Source organism: Synechococcus sp. MIT S9509, assembly GCF_047303035.1.
GTDB lineage: Bacteria > Cyanobacteriota > Cyanobacteriia > PCC-6307 > Cyanobiaceae > Synechococcus_C.
Genome location: NZ_CP138940.1, coordinates 1,815,332 through 1,832,551, shown reverse-complemented (window position 1 = coordinate 1,832,551; position 17,220 = coordinate 1,815,332). Strand labels below are relative to the sequence as shown.

General features: G+C 59.2%; 17 protein-coding genes. 6 read left to right on the top strand and 11 right to left on the bottom strand.

Going from position 1 to position 17,220, the window contains the following annotated elements; genetic code table 11:
- Nucleotides 1–101: 101 nt before the first annotated feature.
- A complete protein-coding gene (locus SIB73_RS10590; RefSeq protein WP_413405278.1) occupies nt 102–1,826 on the bottom strand; it encodes an ABC-F family ATP-binding cassette domain-containing protein in 1,725 nt (574 codons plus the stop codon).
- A gap of 77 nt (nt 1,827–1,903) precedes the next feature.
- Here SIB73_RS10590 and SIB73_RS10585 point away from each other — a divergent pair, with 77 nt between their 5' ends.
- Entirely contained in the window at nt 1,904–2,074 is a 171-nt protein-coding gene (locus SIB73_RS10585) for a hypothetical protein (RefSeq protein ID WP_413439597.1), read from the top strand.
- Here SIB73_RS10585 and SIB73_RS10580 read toward each other — a convergent pair.
- Together SIB73_RS10580 and SIB73_RS10575 are read right to left on the bottom strand one after the other, a co-directional pair.
- Entirely contained in the window at nt 2,052–2,279 is a 228-nt protein-coding gene (locus SIB73_RS10580; protein ID WP_413405280.1) for a hypothetical protein, read from the bottom strand. The two genes, SIB73_RS10585 and SIB73_RS10580, sit on opposite strands and share 23 nt — an antisense overlap.
- 71 nt (nt 2,280–2,350) lie before the next feature.
- On the bottom strand, nt 2,351–2,665 hold the full coding sequence (locus SIB73_RS10575; RefSeq protein WP_413405282.1) for a hypothetical protein: 315 nt from the start codon (nt 2,663–2,665) through the stop codon (nt 2,351–2,353).
- Between the two features lie 141 nt (nt 2,666–2,806).
- Between SIB73_RS10575 and SIB73_RS10570 the strand changes: the two genes are divergently transcribed.
- The gene (locus tag SIB73_RS10570) at nt 2,807–3,100 is read left to right on the top strand and encodes a ribbon-helix-helix domain-containing protein (RefSeq protein ID WP_413405284.1); all 294 of its coding nucleotides are present in this window, start codon (nt 2,807–2,809) and stop codon (nt 3,098–3,100) included.
- Nucleotides 3,101–3,130: 30 nt separating this feature from the next.
- Here the strand turns inward: SIB73_RS10570 and SIB73_RS10565 are convergent, their stop codons facing one another.
- The 6 genes from SIB73_RS10565 to SIB73_RS10540 are packed head-to-tail and all read right to left on the bottom strand — an operon-like array spanning nt 3,131 to nt 11,146.
- Nucleotides 3,131–4,285, bottom strand: coding sequence for an anhydro-N-acetylmuramic acid kinase (locus SIB73_RS10565; RefSeq protein ID WP_413405286.1), 1,155 nt, complete (start codon nt 4,283–4,285; stop codon nt 3,131–3,133).
- 8 nt (nt 4,286–4,293) lie between these two features.
- Entirely contained in the window at nt 4,294–4,998 is a 705-nt protein-coding gene (locus SIB73_RS10560; protein WP_413405288.1) for a potassium channel family protein, read from the bottom strand.
- 24 nt (nt 4,999–5,022) lie between these two features.
- Complete coding sequence (locus SIB73_RS10555; protein WP_413405290.1) at nt 5,023–6,426, bottom strand: TrkH family potassium uptake protein; 1,404 nt, start codon at nt 6,424–6,426, stop codon at nt 5,023–5,025.
- A 4-nt stretch (nt 6,427–6,430) separates the two neighbouring features.
- Nucleotides 6,431–8,272 carry an SLC13 family permease gene (locus SIB73_RS10550; protein ID WP_413405292.1) on the bottom strand — a complete coding sequence of 614 codons (1,842 nt, stop codon included), beginning with the start codon at nt 8,270–8,272 and terminating at the stop codon, nt 6,431–6,433.
- A complete protein-coding gene (hflX, locus tag SIB73_RS10545; RefSeq protein ID WP_413405294.1) occupies nt 8,265–9,977 on the bottom strand; it encodes a GTPase HflX in 1,713 nt (570 codons plus the stop codon). The genes SIB73_RS10550 and hflX overlap by 8 nt, the downstream gene beginning before the upstream one ends.
- Nucleotides 9,974–11,146, bottom strand: a complete 1,173-nt coding sequence (locus SIB73_RS10540) for an NAD(P)/FAD-dependent oxidoreductase (protein ID WP_413405296.1) — start codon at nt 11,144–11,146, stop codon at nt 9,974–9,976. The genes hflX and SIB73_RS10540 overlap by 4 nt, the downstream gene beginning before the upstream one ends.
- Nucleotides 11,147–11,214: 68 nt before the next feature.
- Between SIB73_RS10540 and SIB73_RS10535 the strand changes: the two genes are divergently transcribed.
- Nucleotides 11,215–11,988, top strand: a complete 774-nt coding sequence (locus SIB73_RS10535; RefSeq protein WP_413405298.1) for a phosphoadenylyl-sulfate reductase — start codon at nt 11,215–11,217, stop codon at nt 11,986–11,988.
- Between the two features lie 2 nt (nt 11,989–11,990).
- Nucleotides 11,991–12,719 (top strand): type III pantothenate kinase, encoded by a 729-nt coding sequence (locus SIB73_RS10530; RefSeq protein ID WP_413405300.1) that lies wholly within the window; start codon nt 11,991–11,993, stop codon nt 12,717–12,719.
- Here the strand turns inward: SIB73_RS10530 and bcp are convergent.
- Nucleotides 12,667–13,134: a thioredoxin-dependent thiol peroxidase gene (gene bcp / locus SIB73_RS10525; RefSeq protein WP_413405302.1), complete on the bottom strand. Its 468-nt coding sequence runs from the start codon at nt 13,132–13,134 to the stop codon at nt 12,667–12,669. The genes SIB73_RS10530 and bcp overlap by 53 nt on opposite strands.
- On the opposite strand from bcp, the gene SIB73_RS10520 reads away from it, so the two are divergent.
- Both SIB73_RS10520 and SIB73_RS10515 read left to right on the top strand, forming a co-directional pair.
- Nucleotides 13,133–13,801: a 4'-phosphopantetheinyl transferase family protein gene (locus tag SIB73_RS10520; RefSeq protein ID WP_413405304.1), complete on the top strand. Its 669-nt coding sequence runs from the start codon at nt 13,133–13,135 to the stop codon at nt 13,799–13,801. The two genes, bcp and SIB73_RS10520, sit on opposite strands and share 2 nt — an antisense overlap.
- Nucleotides 13,802–14,234: 433 nt before the next feature.
- The gene (locus SIB73_RS10515) at nt 14,235–14,861 is read left to right on the top strand and encodes an alpha/beta hydrolase (protein ID WP_413405306.1); all 627 of its coding nucleotides are present in this window, start codon (nt 14,235–14,237) and stop codon (nt 14,859–14,861) included.
- 75 nt (nt 14,862–14,936) lie between these two features.
- Here SIB73_RS10515 and SIB73_RS10510 read toward each other — a convergent pair whose 3' ends face one another.
- A complete protein-coding gene (locus SIB73_RS10510) occupies nt 14,937–17,141 on the bottom strand; it encodes an AAA family ATPase (RefSeq protein ID WP_413406268.1) in 2,205 nt (734 codons plus the stop codon).
- Between the last annotated feature and the right edge of the window lie 79 nt (nt 17,142–17,220).

The window sequence follows — 17,220 nt, the reverse complement described above, 5'->3', positions numbered from 1 at the left end:
AGTGATGTCAGCTTATGCACACGTTCACAGCGGGTAAAGGGAAATAAGTCTTCCTGCCTAACGGTTTATGAAGTTTCGTCTTCCATGCCGTCAGGTTGGATTCAAGCAGCACTTTTACGTTTCGCGTCCCGCTCTTTCTGCTTCTCGCGTTTGGCCTTTCTCTTTGCGTCCTGTTGCGCCTGTCGGAGGGCGGCTTCGGCGGCTTCTTTCTCTTCGGCTTTCTTTTCAACGTAGTAGGAATAATCCCCTCGGTAGAGCACAAGTTCGCCATCGCGAAGTTCGACGATGCGGTTGGCGACACGTGAGATGAAGTAACGGTCGTGAGACACAAGCAGAGCTGCTCCCTCGTAGGCGCAAAGAGCGTCTTCCAGCATCTGTTTTGCGGGGATGTCGAGATGATTGGTGGGCTCGTCCAACACCAGGAGATTGCAAGGTGTGAGCAGCATCAGAGCCAATGCGAGCCGAGCCTTTTCGCCACCGCTGAGCTTGCCGACCTCCTTGAAGACTGTGTCATTGCTGAAGCAGAAGCTTCCCAGCAGCGAGCGCACCTGCGTCTGTGTCCAGTCAGGGACTGCTTCAAACATGGTGTCGATCACGGTTTTGCTCAGGTCGAGAGCTTCCGCCTGGTTCTGTTCGAAATAACGGGCGATCACGTTGTGTTCACCCAGGTGAGCCGAGCCTTCGTCCGGCGACTCAATGCCCATGATCAGCCGTAGAAGCGTGGACTTTCCAGCTCCATTCGGCCCGACAAAAGCAATTCGATCTCCCCGTTCCACTTCCAGTTCCGCTCCAAGAAAGAGGATCTGATCGCCGTAACTGTGAGTGAGGTTTTCCATCAGAGCAACCTGAGCACCGGAGCGGGGTGCTTCAGGGAAACGGAAACTCGGCCCGGCGACGCTTTCGATCGGAGCGTCGACCAGTTCCACCTTCTCCAGCTGCTTCTCCCGGCTCTTGGCCTGGGTGCTTCGTGTGGCACTGGCCCTGAATCGATCGATATAGGCCTGCTGACTGGCGATCTCCTTCTGCTGACGCTCGAAGGCCGCCTGCGTCGCTTCCTGCTCCAGCCTCTTTTGTTCGAGATGTGCCGTGTAGTTGCCGAGATAACTTCTGGAAATACCCCTTTCAGTGGACACGATCTGGTTGCAGACGCGATCGAGAAAGGTTCGATCGTGACTGATCACCACAAGTGCTGCCGTCTGCTCCTGCAGATAACCCTCGAGCCATTGAATGGTTTCCACATCAAGATGGTTGGTCGGCTCGTCGAGCAGCAACAGATCCGGGTCCTGCAGAAGAATCTTTCCAAGCGCGATGCGCATCTGCCATCCGCCTGAATAGTCCCCAACAAGGCACTCCGCACTGTCCGAAGTGAAGCCGATGGTGGGTAGCAGCTTGTCAATGCGCGCGTCCAGTTCATAGCCGTGCAGGGCCTCGAACCGGTTCTGCAGTTGTCCCAGCTCGTGAATCAGCTTGTCAAGGTGGTCCGGATCTTCAGCTGCGCGGTCAGAGCTCATTGCATCCTCCACTTCGCGCTGACGGTTAAGCACCGTGGCAGCTTCCCCGAAGGCCTGAAAGAGCTCCTGTCGAACTGAACGGCTAGGGTCCACATCAAATTCCTGCTGCAGGAAAGCGATGCGAGGTTCCCCCTGGCGGACAACCGAGCCGCTGGTCGGGTCTTCGTGGCCGGCGATCAGTCGCATCTGAGTGGATTTGCCGGCGCCGTTGACACCGACCAGGCCAATGCGATCCCCAGGTTTGATCTCCCAGGTAACGTCCCTGAGCACTTCCCCTGTGGGATAGATCTTGCTGACGTGCTCAAGTCGCAGCACCGGCCAAGACGCGGAGAAACTCCATCATCTCGCGTCGGGGTGTGGGCAGACTGTGTTGACAGAGAGAAGCTGCGTTGATGCGAAGGCTGGAGCAGGTCGCCGCCCTGGTGGTGGCCGCAGGGCTGGCTCTGGTGAGTTACTGGTTGTTCTTCAGCTGGGCCGGAGGAGGTGGCAGCAGGGAACGTCAGCCTGTGCCGGCTTCACCCACCAAGTCCAGCCAAATGATCAAAGACCGCCCCTCGCTTTGATCAGCCACTGTTTGCTGAGTTCGTCATCCAGACCATTGATGTATGTCTTGACCTCGCTGTCTGTCACTGGAAGGTTCATCTTCTCTCCCATCTGACAGATGGCCTGAATGGCTCCATCTGGGTTCTGTAGAGCCTGTCTGAACAGGGCACGTGTCAGATCCCGGTCCTGTTCGATCTTCGCGTACAGCTCTGCTGCATTGCTCATGACGCACCGACATCTGTGCAAACCCTATCCATGCCTTCGTCGCGTGCCCATGGGCTCTCTGCTTCTGTCTTTTAGGCGGCCTGGTCGAGATCGGCTTCCTTGAGGCCTGATGCCGAGGCGTCCTGCATGCTGCGAGCATCCATGCAGAGAACTTTGCGCAGCTGGGCATAGTTGGCTGCCTGGGACATCCTCCCCTCCTGGACTGCGCCGTATTCGGCTCGCTGCAGCACATGGTGCAGGTGAGTCAGCAGATAGGAGCTGATCACAGCCGACACGAGCACGTCGCTGTTTTCAGCGGCACGTCTGGATCGACGTGAAGCTGCAGCCCTGCGGTTACGTGGGGCTGCCGGGCGGGTGCTGGAGGCCTGGCTGGTTGTACGGGGCATGGCAGTCCTGGCGGAATCGTTGATGAGCAGTCCTGGGGTGATGAGCCGAGCGTCTGGAAATGATTCGATGAGCACATCATAGTGCTGGATACTACCCTTGCGCATCTCTGTACACTTTTAGGTATCTCTGCCTCATGGTTCGTGGCGACCCGCCAAACCTCATCCAGCGGGAAGCCGAAATCGCCGCGGATTCAGGTGGTCTTGCCTGAAGAGCTCTGTCATCGGCTTACGGCCTTGGCCGAACAGGAGTGCAGAACCGTCAGCAACATGGCCAAGGTTTTGATTCAGCAAGGCGTCCTGCGCCTGGAACAGACCGGTTCCTCAATGGCGCCAGCTCCTACTTCTACTGAGCGACTGCGCTCAGCACTGGAGGCTCAGCAGCCTCGTCGACTCCGGGGAGCTCCCAGGAGATTGAGACTGCATCGTCCAGGCTGATCCTTTCGATTGGGACTTGGCTGAGACTGTTCAAGCCGGTTCGGCACGAACTCCAAGAACACAGCTGTGTTCAGCCCCTGTGATTGAGGGTGCATTGCCGGGATGCCGGCGGTGATGCCACCAGGCCAGCAGTGCAAACACCAGAGCTTCGCGCGACTCGCAGGGAAGATTCAGGTTGTCGCTGGGGAGCACTCTCAGGCCAAGGCAACGCGACTGCAGTTCCCGCATCAGAGTTTTGTTGCGTCGGCCTCCTCCCGCCACCACCATTTCCACCGGCAGTGGAAGGTTGAAATGGCTTAGCTGCTGCAGATCCCTCGCCACCACAGCGGCTGTGAAGGCTGTGAGTGTGGCCATCTGGTCTTCGCGGCAGGCCGGTTGAAGTTCACTGAGTCTCCGTTCCAGATCCTTTCGCCCAAACAACTCCCGTCCGGTTGACTTCGGTGCTCTCTGGAGGAAATAAGGCTCACGCAGCCAGTTCGCCAGAGGCTCATCCATCACCCGCCCAAGTTCCGCCATACGTCCGTCCCTGTCGCAGCGCTCCCGCCCATCGCTGAAAGCTTCCATCGCCAGGTCGATCAGGCTGTTGGCTGGGCCGCAGTCCCAGCCGAGCACAGGTCGCTTCCGATCGGGCCCCCGCGATGGGGGAATCAACGTGATGTTGGCGATGCCTCCAAGGTTCAGCAGAGCGCGCCAGCCGTCGATCCTGCCCATGAGAGCAGCATCCGCCATTGGCACCAGAGGTGCCCCCTGACCTCCCAGTGCGAGGTCGGCGGCTCGGAAATCGTGAATGACAGGTCGCTCCAGCATCTGTGCGAGCAGAGGCCCCTGAAGCATCTGCCAGCTGCACCCACGTCGGAGCCTTCCTGTTGCGTCGCTTTCAGGAGGGCGGTGCCAGATCGTCTGACCGTGACAGCCGACGAGGCTGGCTGAACGATCAGGGTCACAGGCTTCTGCAGCGTCTGCCTGCTGTTCCGTGATCGCTTCAGCGAGTTCCAGAATGGCCGCTGCAGGCGTGGCCTCCCCCTGGGCCATCGCGAGCATTCGCCTGCGCAGGTCTGAGGGATAAGGGCATGAGACGTTGTGGATCAGGCTCCAGCGTGGGGTTGTCGATGGCCCGCTGAACTCAGCAAGAACCGCATCCACTCCATCGGCGCTTGTGCCGCTCATCAACCCGAGAACGCGCATGATTCCGCTCAGGTCCTGGGAAGGTTCTGAAGGTCATCGGTCAAGCCCATCACCACAAGAACGTGGCCTTCATTCAGAACGTGTGATGCGGGTGGATTGACCATCAGGTCTGCAGCGGGTCCCGCTGCCAGGACATTGACCCGGTAGTTCTTGCGCAGATTGAGATCGCGCAGTGATAGACCCACAAAGCGCTCCGGCACCTTGATCTCCTCGATCGAATTGAGCTCGTCAAGCTCCAGTCGTTCCATCAGATTGGGGCGAACCAGCTCAAGACCAAGTCGCTCTCCCTGCATCCGCGAGGGAAACACCACGCGGTCGGCACCAACACGTTTCAGCATCTTCTCGTGCAGATCGCTCGTCGCGCGCGCAATCACCCGACGCACGCGAGTGCCCTCGCTGTCTTTGGCAATCAGGGTGGCTGTGATGCTGGCTTCGATCGGTTCGCTGATGGCCACGACAACGGTGTCCATGTCGAGGATTCCCGCTTCCCTGAGTGATTCCTCGTCGGTGCAGTCCAGAACCCTTGCTTCGATGGAGGGCTCAAGCTGCCTGAGCTCCTCGATCGCTTTCGAGGAACGATCCACGGCAAGGACGTCAGCGCCGCTCTGCATCAGCTGGCGGCAAACAGCACTGCCAAAGCGACCCACGCCCACGATCCCGAAGCTGCGGGGGTCGCCGTCTTCAGCAGGCGACCAGTGCCACCACTCCCTCATGCCATCAGTCCCATCGAGCTTCGTTCAGACATAGAGATCCTCACGGGGATAACCGATCCGATTCTGGCGCTGCAGCTGGTTGCGGTCGAAGCTCTCCCAGATGGCACTCAGCAGCAGCAGTATTCCAAGACGGCCAACAAACATTCCCACCACCAGAATCAGTTGCCCGAACCGCCCGAGATGTTCGGTCACGCCGAGGTCCATTCCCACGGTGGCGAAGGCCGAGATGCAGGTGAACAGAAGTTCCAGGAAGGTGACCGGATCTTCGCTGTTCTGATTGATGGTGAGGGCCAGGAGCAGCGCCATCACGAGCACAAACATCAAAGAGGCCATCACGATGCTTACGGCCCTCAGCACGACCTTGTCTGAAATCTGACGGTGACGGATGACGACATCGTCCTGACCGCGAAGTGTGGATCGGGTGGCTGCCATCAGTGCTGCAACCGTGGTTGTTTTGATGCCCCCTCCAGTCCCTCCTGGGCTGGCGCCGATGAACATCAGGGCCATCAGCAGTAACAACCCTGAGTCGGAAACACTGTGCTCAGAGAGCGGAACTGTGGTGAAGCCGGCTGTTCTGGCGCTCACTGATTCGAACAAGGCGCTCATCAGTCGTTCTGGCCACCCCATTGTCGTGAGGATGTGCCCCTTGGATAAGGATTCGGTCAGCAGCAGTCCGAAGGTCCCGATCAGGATGAGGAGAATGGATGTTCTCAGCACCAGGCGTGTGTGAAGACTGAGATTGCGGCGCTTGAGACGTTGCCGATTGCTCCAGAGATCACTGGTCACACGCCAGCCGAGTCCTCCCAGAACGATCAGCAGCATGATCACAGCATTCACCACCCGATTCGTCCGGTAGCTCTCAAGGCTGTCGTTCCAGAGGCCGAATCCAGCGTTGTTGTAGGCCGAGATGCTGTGAAACAGCGCTGCCCAAAGCCTTTCTCCACCCGCAGGAAGATCTGAAAAGCCGTAGGTGTAGAGAACAACAGCTCCGATGACGATCAGTACTGCAGCAGTGAGGGCGATGCTTCTGAACGTGCCTCCGACCCCACCCACCCCGAACTGATCAAGGGCCTGGCCACGGTCCAGACGACGCTTCAGTGAGGCTCCACGCACCACGAATCCCTGAAGGAAAGTCGTGATCGCCATCAGGCCGAGACCTCCCACCAGGATCATGAATGCCAGAACGGCCTGACCAACGATGGTGAGATCCCGACCGACGTCGATCACGGTCAGGCCTGTCACGGTGACCGCTGACGTGGCTGTGAACAGCGCTTCCCAGAGCCCGACACTCTTGCTGGAGCAGAGCGGGCTGGACAGCAGCACTGTCCCGATGGTGATCACCAGCAATCCCGTCACGACCGTGAACTGGGGCACGGTGAGGCGTCTGTACCAAGCCTGAGTGCGATGAATGGCCCGAGGGAGTGCCATGTGCTCAGCCCCCTCCAGACTGGGCAAGGATCAGTCCTGGAACCAGGAAGGTCATCAACACTGTGAGACCGGCTCCGTAGCGAGCCACATCGAAAAAGCGGTAACGGCCTGGTCCGAACACCATCAGGTTGGTCTGATATCCCATGGGAGTCAGGAACGATTGACTGGCTCCGAACAGCACGGTCAGCAACAGAGCCTGGGGTGGGACGCTCAGAGAAGGCGCCAGCTGGGTGGCCACAGGGATCAGCAGAGCGACCGATGCGGCGTTGCTCATCACGCTGGTGATCAGGTTGGTCGCCAGAAAAATCACCAGGAGACCCCAGTAAGGAGGACAGTTCAGCAGGGTTCGCTCCATTGCGGATGCCATGGCGTCGGCCAGTCCGCTGGTCTGAAGAGCCACACTGAAGCTGGAAAGAGATCCGAGCAGAAGAATCACGTCCAGCCTGATCGAGCGTTGGACTTCTCCCGTTCTCAGGCATCCGGTCAGGACCAGCAGCACTACCGCCAGAAGCACCGCTGCGACCAGCGGAACGTCGGTGAGCGTGGGCACCAAGAGCATCAGCGCCGTGATCGTGACGGCTTGAGGCTTGCGCCGAACGGAGGGCAGATCGTTCTCAAGCTGGTCAAGTACAAGCAGATCATTACTGGCCTGAAGCCCCCTGATGGCATCCAGCGGAGCTTGGAGCAACAGAACATCGCCCTCACGCAGCACGGCCTGACCGAGTCGTTCCTGAACCGTCTGCTGACCTCGGCGGAGTGCAAGCACCGTTGCGTTGTGTCGTTGCCGAAAGCGCAGTTCCCGCAGGCTGGCACCGGCCAGCGTGGATCCAGCTGGCAGCAGCACTTCCACCGTTTTCTGACCGACGACCCCTTCGCCGGCGGCTTGTTCGGTGTTGACAACGGCGAGCTGATCCGTGGAAGCCTCACTGGCTGAGGCGAGCTGAATGGTGTGGTCCTGTTGCAGACGAAGCAGATCTGTGCGGGTGACCCTCAGCAGCAGGCGATCCTCGGCTTCGATGCAACGATCGGCCAGTGGAGGAAGGATTCGTTCCCCACCTCTCTGAAGTTCGAGAACGTCCACATCAAAGCGACGTTGCAGCCGGCTGTGCCGGAGTGTCTGTCCGATCAGGGAGGACGAGCTTGGGATGGTCACTTCTGTGAAGTACCCAGTCAGTGACTGATTGCTGCTGAGCTGGTCATCGGTTGTCTTCCTGTCCGGAAGCAACGCGCGAGGCGCCAACAGCATGTAGCTCGCTCCGGCCAGCCACACCGGCACTCCGATAGCGCTGAAACTGAAGAGATCCAGAGACCCGAAGCCAAGTTGCTGGCTGATGTCACTGGCCAGCAGATTCACAGAGCTGCCGAGCAGCGTGAGTGTTCCCCCGAGCAGTGTGGCGAATGAAAGAGGAAGCAGCACCCTTGATGGCGCGATCCCTCGCTTCTGGCACCAGCTTTCAAGCACCGGCAGCAGGCTGGCGACGATCGGGGTGTTGGGCACCACCCCGGAGATCGGTGCCACCACAAGGCCCAGCAACCCGACCATGCGCCTGGGACTGTTAATGCGTTCGGACGCAATCAGTTCCCGCAGTCGATCAAGTGCGCCGCTGCGGAACAGGGCTGCGGAAACGGCGAACAAACCCATCAGAGTGATCAGTGCCGGGCTTCCGAACCCGCTCAGGGCCTGCATTGGGGTCAGCACTCCTCCGATCATCAGCAGGGACACACTGAGCAGCCCCACCAGCTCGGGTGCCATTGCGCCGTTGATGAACAGCACCACCGCAAGCATCAGCACTGCAAGAGTGATCTGAGCGTCTCCGTTCTGCAGAGCGGCAACGAGCTCAACCATTGGGGGGCGCGCCTGTCGGCTCCGGAAGAGGTGGGCTGACTGCTTCTGGTGTGGACTCCCAGAACGTCTGTTCCAGCCATGATCGCAGACCCTTCAGGCCTGTCCCAAGGGTGGCGGAGACATACAGGGCTTCAGGCTCCAGTTCACGGATCCGTTCCAGGGCTCCTGCGAGGCATCGGTCGATCTGGTTCGCCACCACCTGTCTTGGCTGTTCACAGCCAAGACCATCGAGGATTGAGTGAACGGCCTTGAGCTGGCCCTGCCAGTCGGGATCTCCGAGATCCACCACCAGCAGCAGCTGGTTCGCATTGCGCGTTTCCTCCAATGTGGCCATGAAGGCCTGCATCAGAGGGGCCGGCAGTTCACGGATGAATCCCACTGTGTCGGTGATCAACAGCTCGCGGGGTGCGGCGCCGGCCCTCGGCAGGCAGAGTCGACGTGTGGTGGGATCGAGGGTCGCAAACAGAATGTTTTCTGCTTGCACAGCTCCTCCCGGCGTGCGATCACAGAGCGCATTGAGCAGTGATGACTTGCCGGCATTCGTGTAGCCGACAAGCGCGACACCGGGAATGTCCTGGCGTCGCTCCCTTAGCCGGGCTCGGTGTGCTCCCAGCTGGCCCAATTCCCTGTCCAGGTGGTCGATGCGTCTGCTGATGGCACGCCTGTCTTTCTCAAGCTGGGTTTCACCTGGTCCGCGGGTGCCAATGCCACCCCCCTGCCGAGACAGGCTCAATCCGCGCCCCGCAAGCCTCGGCAGTCTGTAGCGAAGCTGGGCCAGTTCGACCTGAAGGCGTCCAGCAGCACTGGAGGCTCTCTGGGCAAAGATGTCGAGGATCAGCTCACTCCGATCCATCACCGGGCAGTCCAGCAGTCTCTCCAGGTTTCTCGCCTGAACAGGTGTCAGTTCTCTGTCGGTGATGACCAGCGTTGCACCGTGCTTGCGGATGTCCAAGGCCGCTTCCTGCAGCTTGCCGGTGCCCCAGAGTGTCTGAGGATTGATCTGTCCCTGACGCTGTCGGCAGACGGCAACCGTTCTGGCACCGGCACTGCGCGTCAGTCCTTCAAGTTCGGCCAGTTCACGCTCGTTCCTTGCCTGGTCTGTGCCGGTGAGAGTGAGCAGCAGCACCTGCTCCACTGTTGTGGGGTGCTGCTGCATTGCCTCAAAAGGTTCGCCAACCGGATCGGCATGGCTTCCATGGCTTTGGCAGCTGCACAACATCGGCAGATCGCCAGTTTCACTGCAGGTCCAGCCGCAGTCCGCCATGGGCTCTGGAACCCAAAGTGACCCGCTGCGAGTTCCACCTCGAGAGGTCACGGCCTGGTAGCGCAGCCATGACTCGGGCTGAACATCCAGGGCGATCACCGCATCGCGGCCATCCGGCACCAGATCCGGTGAACGGCGTCCATTCAATGCGCTGATCAGGCGCCATTCCCTTGAACGGCGCCTGGAGCCGCCTGGAAGATGACGGTCCAGTCGATCGGATTCTCCGAGTGGCCCAATCCAGAGCAGGCGGCAGACACCGCGGTTGTCGATCAGCAGATGCAGCGTTTCCTCAAGTTTCAAAGCCAGTTCGGCAAGCCGTTCCAGCGTGAAAACGTCAGCACCGGAATCATCGGGGTGGCGACGGTGGCTGAGGCGCTCCAGCTGCTTGAGCTGCGATGGACGCAGTCCCCTGGTTCTCCCTGCCAGATGAGCCTGTCTCAAGGACTGATCAGCCAGGCTCCGGCTGCACGAAGACCAAGCGAGAGCCCAGGAAGTCGCGTCAGGTAGGTGAGCCTGCGCAGCTTGAAAGCCAGAGGGCCCGCCAGGGTCAGTCCCAGACCGGTGACGGTGGCATCGCCCACACCAAGGCTGAGCATTTCGCCGAGATCCTTGAAGGAAAAAGCACTGTCATCCTCGTTCCGGAGCTTCGCCTGCAGTCCTCTGGCAGCAAACTGCCCCTGCTGAATTGCTGCCTGCGCGGAATGAGGCCAGCTGTTCAGCTCATCCCGATCGGGATCAACAGCGATGTCACCAAGCACGAGAACATCCGGATAGGCCGGCAGACGCAGCCCCTCTGTCACGGGCACCCGTCCTCTGTGGAGCTCCATGCTCGGGGAGAGATCAGGAAGCGTGGGGCGGCTGCCCGCAGTCCAGACCAGTCCGTCATGGAGCAACTCACGGGTGCCCTCTTGTCCGCTCAGCGTTACGGATGTTGCTGAAACCGACTCAACTCTGGTGTTGAGCTGGATGGTGACCCCCCGTTTGTGCAGTGCTTTTTCGGCCTGCTCCCTGTTGAAGGCTTTGGATCTCGGCAGGATCTGATCGCCCAGCTCAATGAGTTGCACACTGGCAGCCCCATTGAGAATGTCCACGACCTTGCACGCCAGTTCGACCCCTGTGGCGCCGGCGCCGGCAATGATCAGTGATCCTGTGCCGGATGGTCGCCGTCGCAGCTGCTGGAGTCTTTCCTGAAGAGGTTGCAGATCGGTCAGCGTGTGGAATTGCAGTGCGTTCTCGCGCACTCCCGGAATCCCGAAATCGTCAGGTTGAGCACCTGTGGCCATCACCAGCTGGCTGTAGTGCAGCGATTGTCCAGAGGCAGTGGTGACGCTTCTGGAATCCAGGTCGATGGAACTCACTCGATCCTGCAGATGACTGATCCCACGCCCCTGGAGAAGGGACGCATAATCAGGAGCAACCTCCCATCCCTTGAGCTCTCCGCTCATCAGCTCGTAAAGCAGAGGCACGAACACGAAGCGGTCACGGGGTTCGATCAGCACGACCGCTGGTCGGGGATGCAGACGACTGAACTCGAGTGCTGTTGTTAATCCGGCGAATCCACCGCCGATCACCACAATCGGTTTCACTTGACCGGTTGCAGGAGAAGCCAAGGCATTCTGTTGAGTGTGTTGAAACCATAGGCAGACCTGTGGTCACCTCGGCATTGGAGGATGGGTGCATGAGCCAGAGCACCACAGACATGATCAGCACCGCTGATGGTGTGAATTCGGGGACGGCGTCTGACGGGCTTGAAACCATGCGAGCAGAGTTGGATCCGATGAATCCTCTGCAACGTCTGCAGTGGGCGCTTAATCGATTCGGTGGCGGTTTCGCGGTCACGACCAGTTTCGGCATCCAGTCGTCGGTGCTGCTGCACATGCTCAGCTGCCTCTCCGGAGCGGAGAACGTGCCTGTGATCTGGGTTGATACGGGATATCTGCCTGCGGAGACCTACCGCTACGCCACCACTCTCTGTGAACGACTGGGTCATGAGCTCGTGGTGGCGCAGTCCTCCATGTCTCCCGCCCGTATGGAGGCACTGCACGGCAAGCTCTGGGAGACCGGCAGAGAGCAGGACCTGGATCTGTATCTGCAGCTACGCAAGGTGGAGCCGCTCGAGATCGCGCTCACCGAACGGGGAGTGTCGTGCTGGGCCAGTGGAGTCCGGCACGGCCAGACCGAACTGCGCAAGACCATGACTGTGATTGATCCGATCCGCGATCGCCTGTCTCTGCGCCCTTTGTTGAGCTGGACCAAGCGAGATGTTTTCTATTACATGCAGGAGCATGATCTGCCGCAGCATCCTCTTTTTGATCAGGGCTACTCCACAGTCGGAGACTGGCATTCCAGTGCGCCTGACGGTCTTGAGTCCGATGGCCGCAGCACTCGCTTCGGCGGCCAGCGTCAGGAGTGCGGAATCCATGTGCCTGGAGTCATGGGCGATGGCATCTGACCATGCGGTCTGAGCAGCGCTGTCTGCTGATTGGAAACAGTCGCTGGCACTGGGCTGAGCGATCCCGGAGCGGCTCATGGAGCTACAGCCACTCCCAGCCGGAGCCTTCACTGCTGACTGATTCTGCTTCGCTGTGTTCTTGGGCGGCTGTAGGACGCGTGCCTGACGATTCGGTCCTCAGCCCAGACAGCCGTCTCTGCCTTGATGCAATTCCGCTCAGGGATATGCCGCCATGGCTTGGCATTGACAGGGCGCTGGCGGCATGGGGTGCCTGGGATCTATCTGCAGGAACTGGTCCGCTGATGGTTGTTGATGCCGGAACCGTTCTCAGCCTCACGCGCGTGACAGGCGATGGCGGATTCCATGGTGGCTGGCTTGCTGCCGGATTCAGGCTGCAGTTGCTGGCTATGGCAGAAGGAACCGAAGCGCTGTCAGTTCCTGACGAATGGAATGAGGACCTCTGCGATGGGATGTCATTCCCAAGAACTCCATGTTCGGCGATGCGCCGGGGCGTGCTCGAAAGTCTCGCCGGTCTGATCGTCAGAGCTCAGGAACTCGATCCCTCTTCACTCTGGCTGTGCGGGGGTGATGCTCCTTTATTAGTGCAGTCTTTACGAGATCAGGGGCTTGCTCTGAATCATGCCCCTGATCTTGTAATGCAGACGATGGTCAAGCTGGTCAGCCCAGTCCAAGATCGCTCAGCACTTGATCGGCCATTGAATCGGCTTTGACCTTTCTGTAGATCAGTTCAAGCTTTCCCTCCGCATCCACCACAAAGGTGTGACGCATCATTCCCATGAACTCACGACCCATGAATTTCTTCAGGCCATAGCTCTCATAGCTGCTGGCCACTGCGCAGGGCTCCGCGTCGGTCAGCAGGGTGAAGGGAAGCTCCTGTTTGGCGATGAAGCGCGCATGGGATGCGGCGTTGTCTTTGCTGATGCCCAGCACCTTGATGCCATGGGCCTTGAGGTCGCTCCAGCGGTCGCGGAAATTGCACGCTTCCTTTGTACAGCCGGGAGTCGCGTCTTTCGGATAGAAATAGATCACCACGCGTTGTCCTTTCAGAGACGAAAGTGTGATGGGCGTGCCGTTTTCATCGGGAAGTGTGAAGTCAGGGGCGGGATCGCCGATCTGCAGAGTCATGAGTAGCCGCACTGTCGGCGGAAGCGTAACCGCGTTGTGGATGCAGCAGATCAGGCCTGATGCTCCGACTGAAGTGCTTGCGGTGAGCCAGCAGGAGCGTGACTGGGCCTCAGGAATTCCAGGGACCCGTGCCCAGCTGTTCCTGGCATCGCGAAGCTGGATACGAAATTGTCTGGCCACGCTGCATGGCTCTTCACCTCTCCAGGTGCCGTTGCAGGCACCTCCATCTGCGCCACCGCGTCTTCGCGACGGGTGGGGATATGTAAGTCTCAGTCATTGCGCTGATGCTTGTCTGTTGGGTTGGTCTCAGCAACCCATCGGTGTGGATCTGGAGCGTGCGGACAGGAAACTTCAGGCTGCAAAGGCCTTGGTGCGCCGATTCTTCACTGAGTCTGAGCAGAGTGAGTTGATTGAATTGGAAGGGGATCAGCTGCGACAACAGGTTCTCGATCGATGGCTGGTCAAGGAGGCTGCAATCAAGTGGCAGCAAGGCTCCATCGCAGAAGACCTGGGTTTCTGGGAGGTGAGCTCCACACTTCGCAGTGCCATGCATCGCAATCTTGATCTGGAGGTTGCTGCTCAGTTGAGATCTCAGGGGGCATGGCGCTTTGGAGTTGTCGTCTCCAAAAAGATTTTTCTGCAGAACTGTCTTCTCTGCATTGCGTGAACAGTCGCTTTTTCGAAACCCCAACGCTTGTTTTCGCTGTCATCCACCCTCCCGGAAGTACAGGCTTGAGCACAGCCCAACTATCAGGAGTATCTGGATCGTGGTCAGTGTCAACTTCAGGTCTGACTGTTTGAGCTTCTGCTGCTGGATGCAACCTGAAACAGCATCAGTTTCCTGATAAGGCGATTGACTCGTTCAAATCAGATAACTTTGGATTCAAGTGAAACCGATGCTTCTCGGGACGGACTTCACGTAACGCGCGAATCAATCGAGACGCTTCACTCCGAGATCCATGCATCCATTGAGATTCATGAGTCTTGTTTGAGTGGTCCTTTTGAGGCGAATTTGTCCTCATTTGCGTTTTCAGCCCCCGTTTTGTTGGCAACTCATTTTCCTACGGATATGATTAAAAAGACGTCTTTTCTCGCCGTCCGTGTTCACCCGTTTTGCAGCCGGCGCTCTCGCCGCCGCTTCCATTTCCACTCTGGCTGTCGCCGCTGAAGCTGGCACCAAGCGCCCTGTGCGCTGGGTGTCCGGTGGCGCTGTCTGGACCACCAAAGCATCAGCTTTCGCCAAGTTCTTCAACGATGGCGAAATCACTGACCGTGCTCTTCAAGCAGGTATCAACAACTCCGGTTGGACTGCTGAAGAAATTCAAGAGGGCATGACCAAGACCTACGACGTGGATCTTGTTGGTGTGTCTCGCTTCCTGTACTCCGCCGATGGAGTGGCGTTTCTGGATGACCAGACCCGCAGCTACTTCCCCTACTGGCAGAAGAAGAAGACCGCAGTGGTCGCCCTTCGCTCCGCCATCATTCTCGATGCTGCTGATGGAGAAATTTCCTCCGCAGGCATCATGAGAGAGCTTCCCGTCGACTTCCGTCTGAACGACAACGGCGTTTCTGATGGCGCTCAGAACGTCTGTAAGGAAGGTCTTGACGAGCCTCAGTCCACTTCACTGCTGTCCTGGTACGTGTTCCTGCCCGCATGTGTGCAGGCCAATCAGATTCTCCCCGCTGAGGAGCCAGCACCTGCAGCTCCCGTTCGCGGCCTCTGGTGATCGCTGGAAACCCTTCCGGTTTCTTCAAATGCGTCTTACAAGCTCCGGCACTGCCGGAGCTTTTTTTGTAGGCGTTCAGTCCAGTCGGCCTTCGATACGCCAGTGACGAAGACTCTGGGGAAGAGCTCTGCCCCGTTGCCGCAAAAGCCCGCGACGCAGTTCAGACAGTGCGGCTTCACTGACTTCACCGGTTCCTTCAAGCGCTCTTCGGTATGGGCGGTTTGCTCCGAGCCAGCGTTCGATCAGGCTTGGCTCAATAGAGAGCTTGAGCGATTCCTGCCAGCTGCTTTGATTCGTCACCCAACCGCACCGCTCCAGCTGATTCAGCAGCAACCGGCGCTGTTCCGCCTGATTCAGCCAGATCGATTCCAGTGAGGCCAGGGTCTTCAGCGATGACTGAGAACTGCTTGTATCTCCAGCGCGCGCATCAAGCTCCAGCAACCCTCCCGCCGGCCCCAGTTGGGGTTCACTCAGCAACAACCTCAACTGAGCGCCGCGTGTCGAACGCGAGCTCACCTGAGTCCAAAAAATCTCAAGGTCAGGAGCTCTGAGATCCTCCTGATTCAGTCGCCCGCCCACCACTTCAAACAGGTGGTCAGGGCTCAGTTGCTCCAGTGCCGCACCATCGGCAAGGACAGCTGGTTGATGGAGAGGATCAAGCAACTGCAATTGCGCTTCCAGCCGGAGCTGTTCCGTTGAGGACGAACAGAGAATGGTGAGCCCGCCCTCGGCCACGGATCCGAGGGGATCAAGCGACCAGAGCAGTGAACGTCCTCCAATGATCAGTACGCGATCTGTGCGTTGCCAGCAAAGATCGGACCACAATCTCTGACGCAGCTCCTGCAGACGTTCGCCATCCACGGACAATTGACGTTGCAGCCAACGCTCCAGCTGGGGTTGCTCCGGTCCGCTGCTCACCAACAGCGGATATTCGTCGACCGCCTCGGCTGATGCCGCCAGCTGAGCGGCACGCCGTTCCAGCATCCGTTCGCGACGTTGTCCCTCCCATCCCTGGCGACTTGGTGACCAGAAGGCCTCACCCTGCAGAGCGCTGGGCAGGTACTGCTGTGCCACCCAGTGTTCACGAAAGGCATGGGGGTAGCGATAGCCCTTGCCGTCACCGAAGGCATCGCCATCGCGGTTGGCGTCGCGCAGGTGAGGAGGCACATCCTGTCCCTGTGCTTCACGCACCTGACGCAGCGCTTCGAACATGCCGCTGGTGCTGTTGCTTTTTTCGGTGCATGCCAGGTACAGAGCTGCCTGGGCCAGTGGATACAGTCCTTCCGGCAGGCCGATGCGCTCAAAGGCCGCGGCACAGGCTTCGACCACCACCACCGCCTGCGGGTCCGCAAGGCCCACGTCCTCGCCGGCAGAGATCAGCATGCGCCGGAAAATGAAGCGAGGGTTTTCACCGGCTTCGATCATCCGTGCCAGCCAGAACAGTGCAGCGTCGGCATCCGAGCCCCGCAGGGATTTGATGAAGGCACTGATCGTGTCGAAGTGCGCATCACCCTGCTTGTCATAGAGCACGGCGCGCTGCTGAATGGATTCCTCCGCAATGCCAAGGTCGATGGCGATCACGCCCTGCTGATTTTCAGGGGTGCTTTCCACGGCGAGCTCGAGCGCATTGAGCAGGCTGCGCGCATCACCTCCCGCCACATTGACGAGGTGGTCAGAGGCCTCAGCGCTGATCTCCACATGGCGTTCGCCGTAGCCACGCTCCTTGTCGTGGAGTGCTGTCTGCAGCAAACGATTCAGGTCTTCCGGACCCAGGCTCTGCAGACGAAACAGCCTGGAGCGACTGACGAGCGCCTTGTTGACTTCGAAGAAAGGGTTCTCAGTGGTGGCACCGATCAGGGTGAGCGTGCCGTTCTCCACCCAGGGCAGCAGAGCATCCTGCTGGGCGCTGTTGAAACGATGCACCTCATCGATGAACAGGATGGTGCGCAGCCCATGGCGTTCGAGCCGTTGACCGGCATCGTTCACTTCAGAGCGCAGGTCCTTGACGCCGGCGAGCACGGCATTGAGAGAACTGAAATGGGCTCTTGTGTGATTGGCGATGATCCGCGCCAGGGTGGTCTTTCCGACCCCTGGTGGGCCATGCAGAATCAGATTTCCGACACGGTCAGCTGAGATGGCTCGCCGCAGTAAGCGACCCTCCGCCAGGATCGCTCCCTGCCCCACGAATTCATCGAGAGTGCGGGGTCGCAGCCGATCGGCGAGGGGTGCCTGCCTCAGCCGAGCAGCTTCTCCATGATGGCTGAACAGATCCTGTTTCAAAGGTCCGCCCACGGCATTGATTCCCGATCGGATGATTCTTGCTCAATTTGAGCCTTTGACATCGAGAACGCCGTCATAA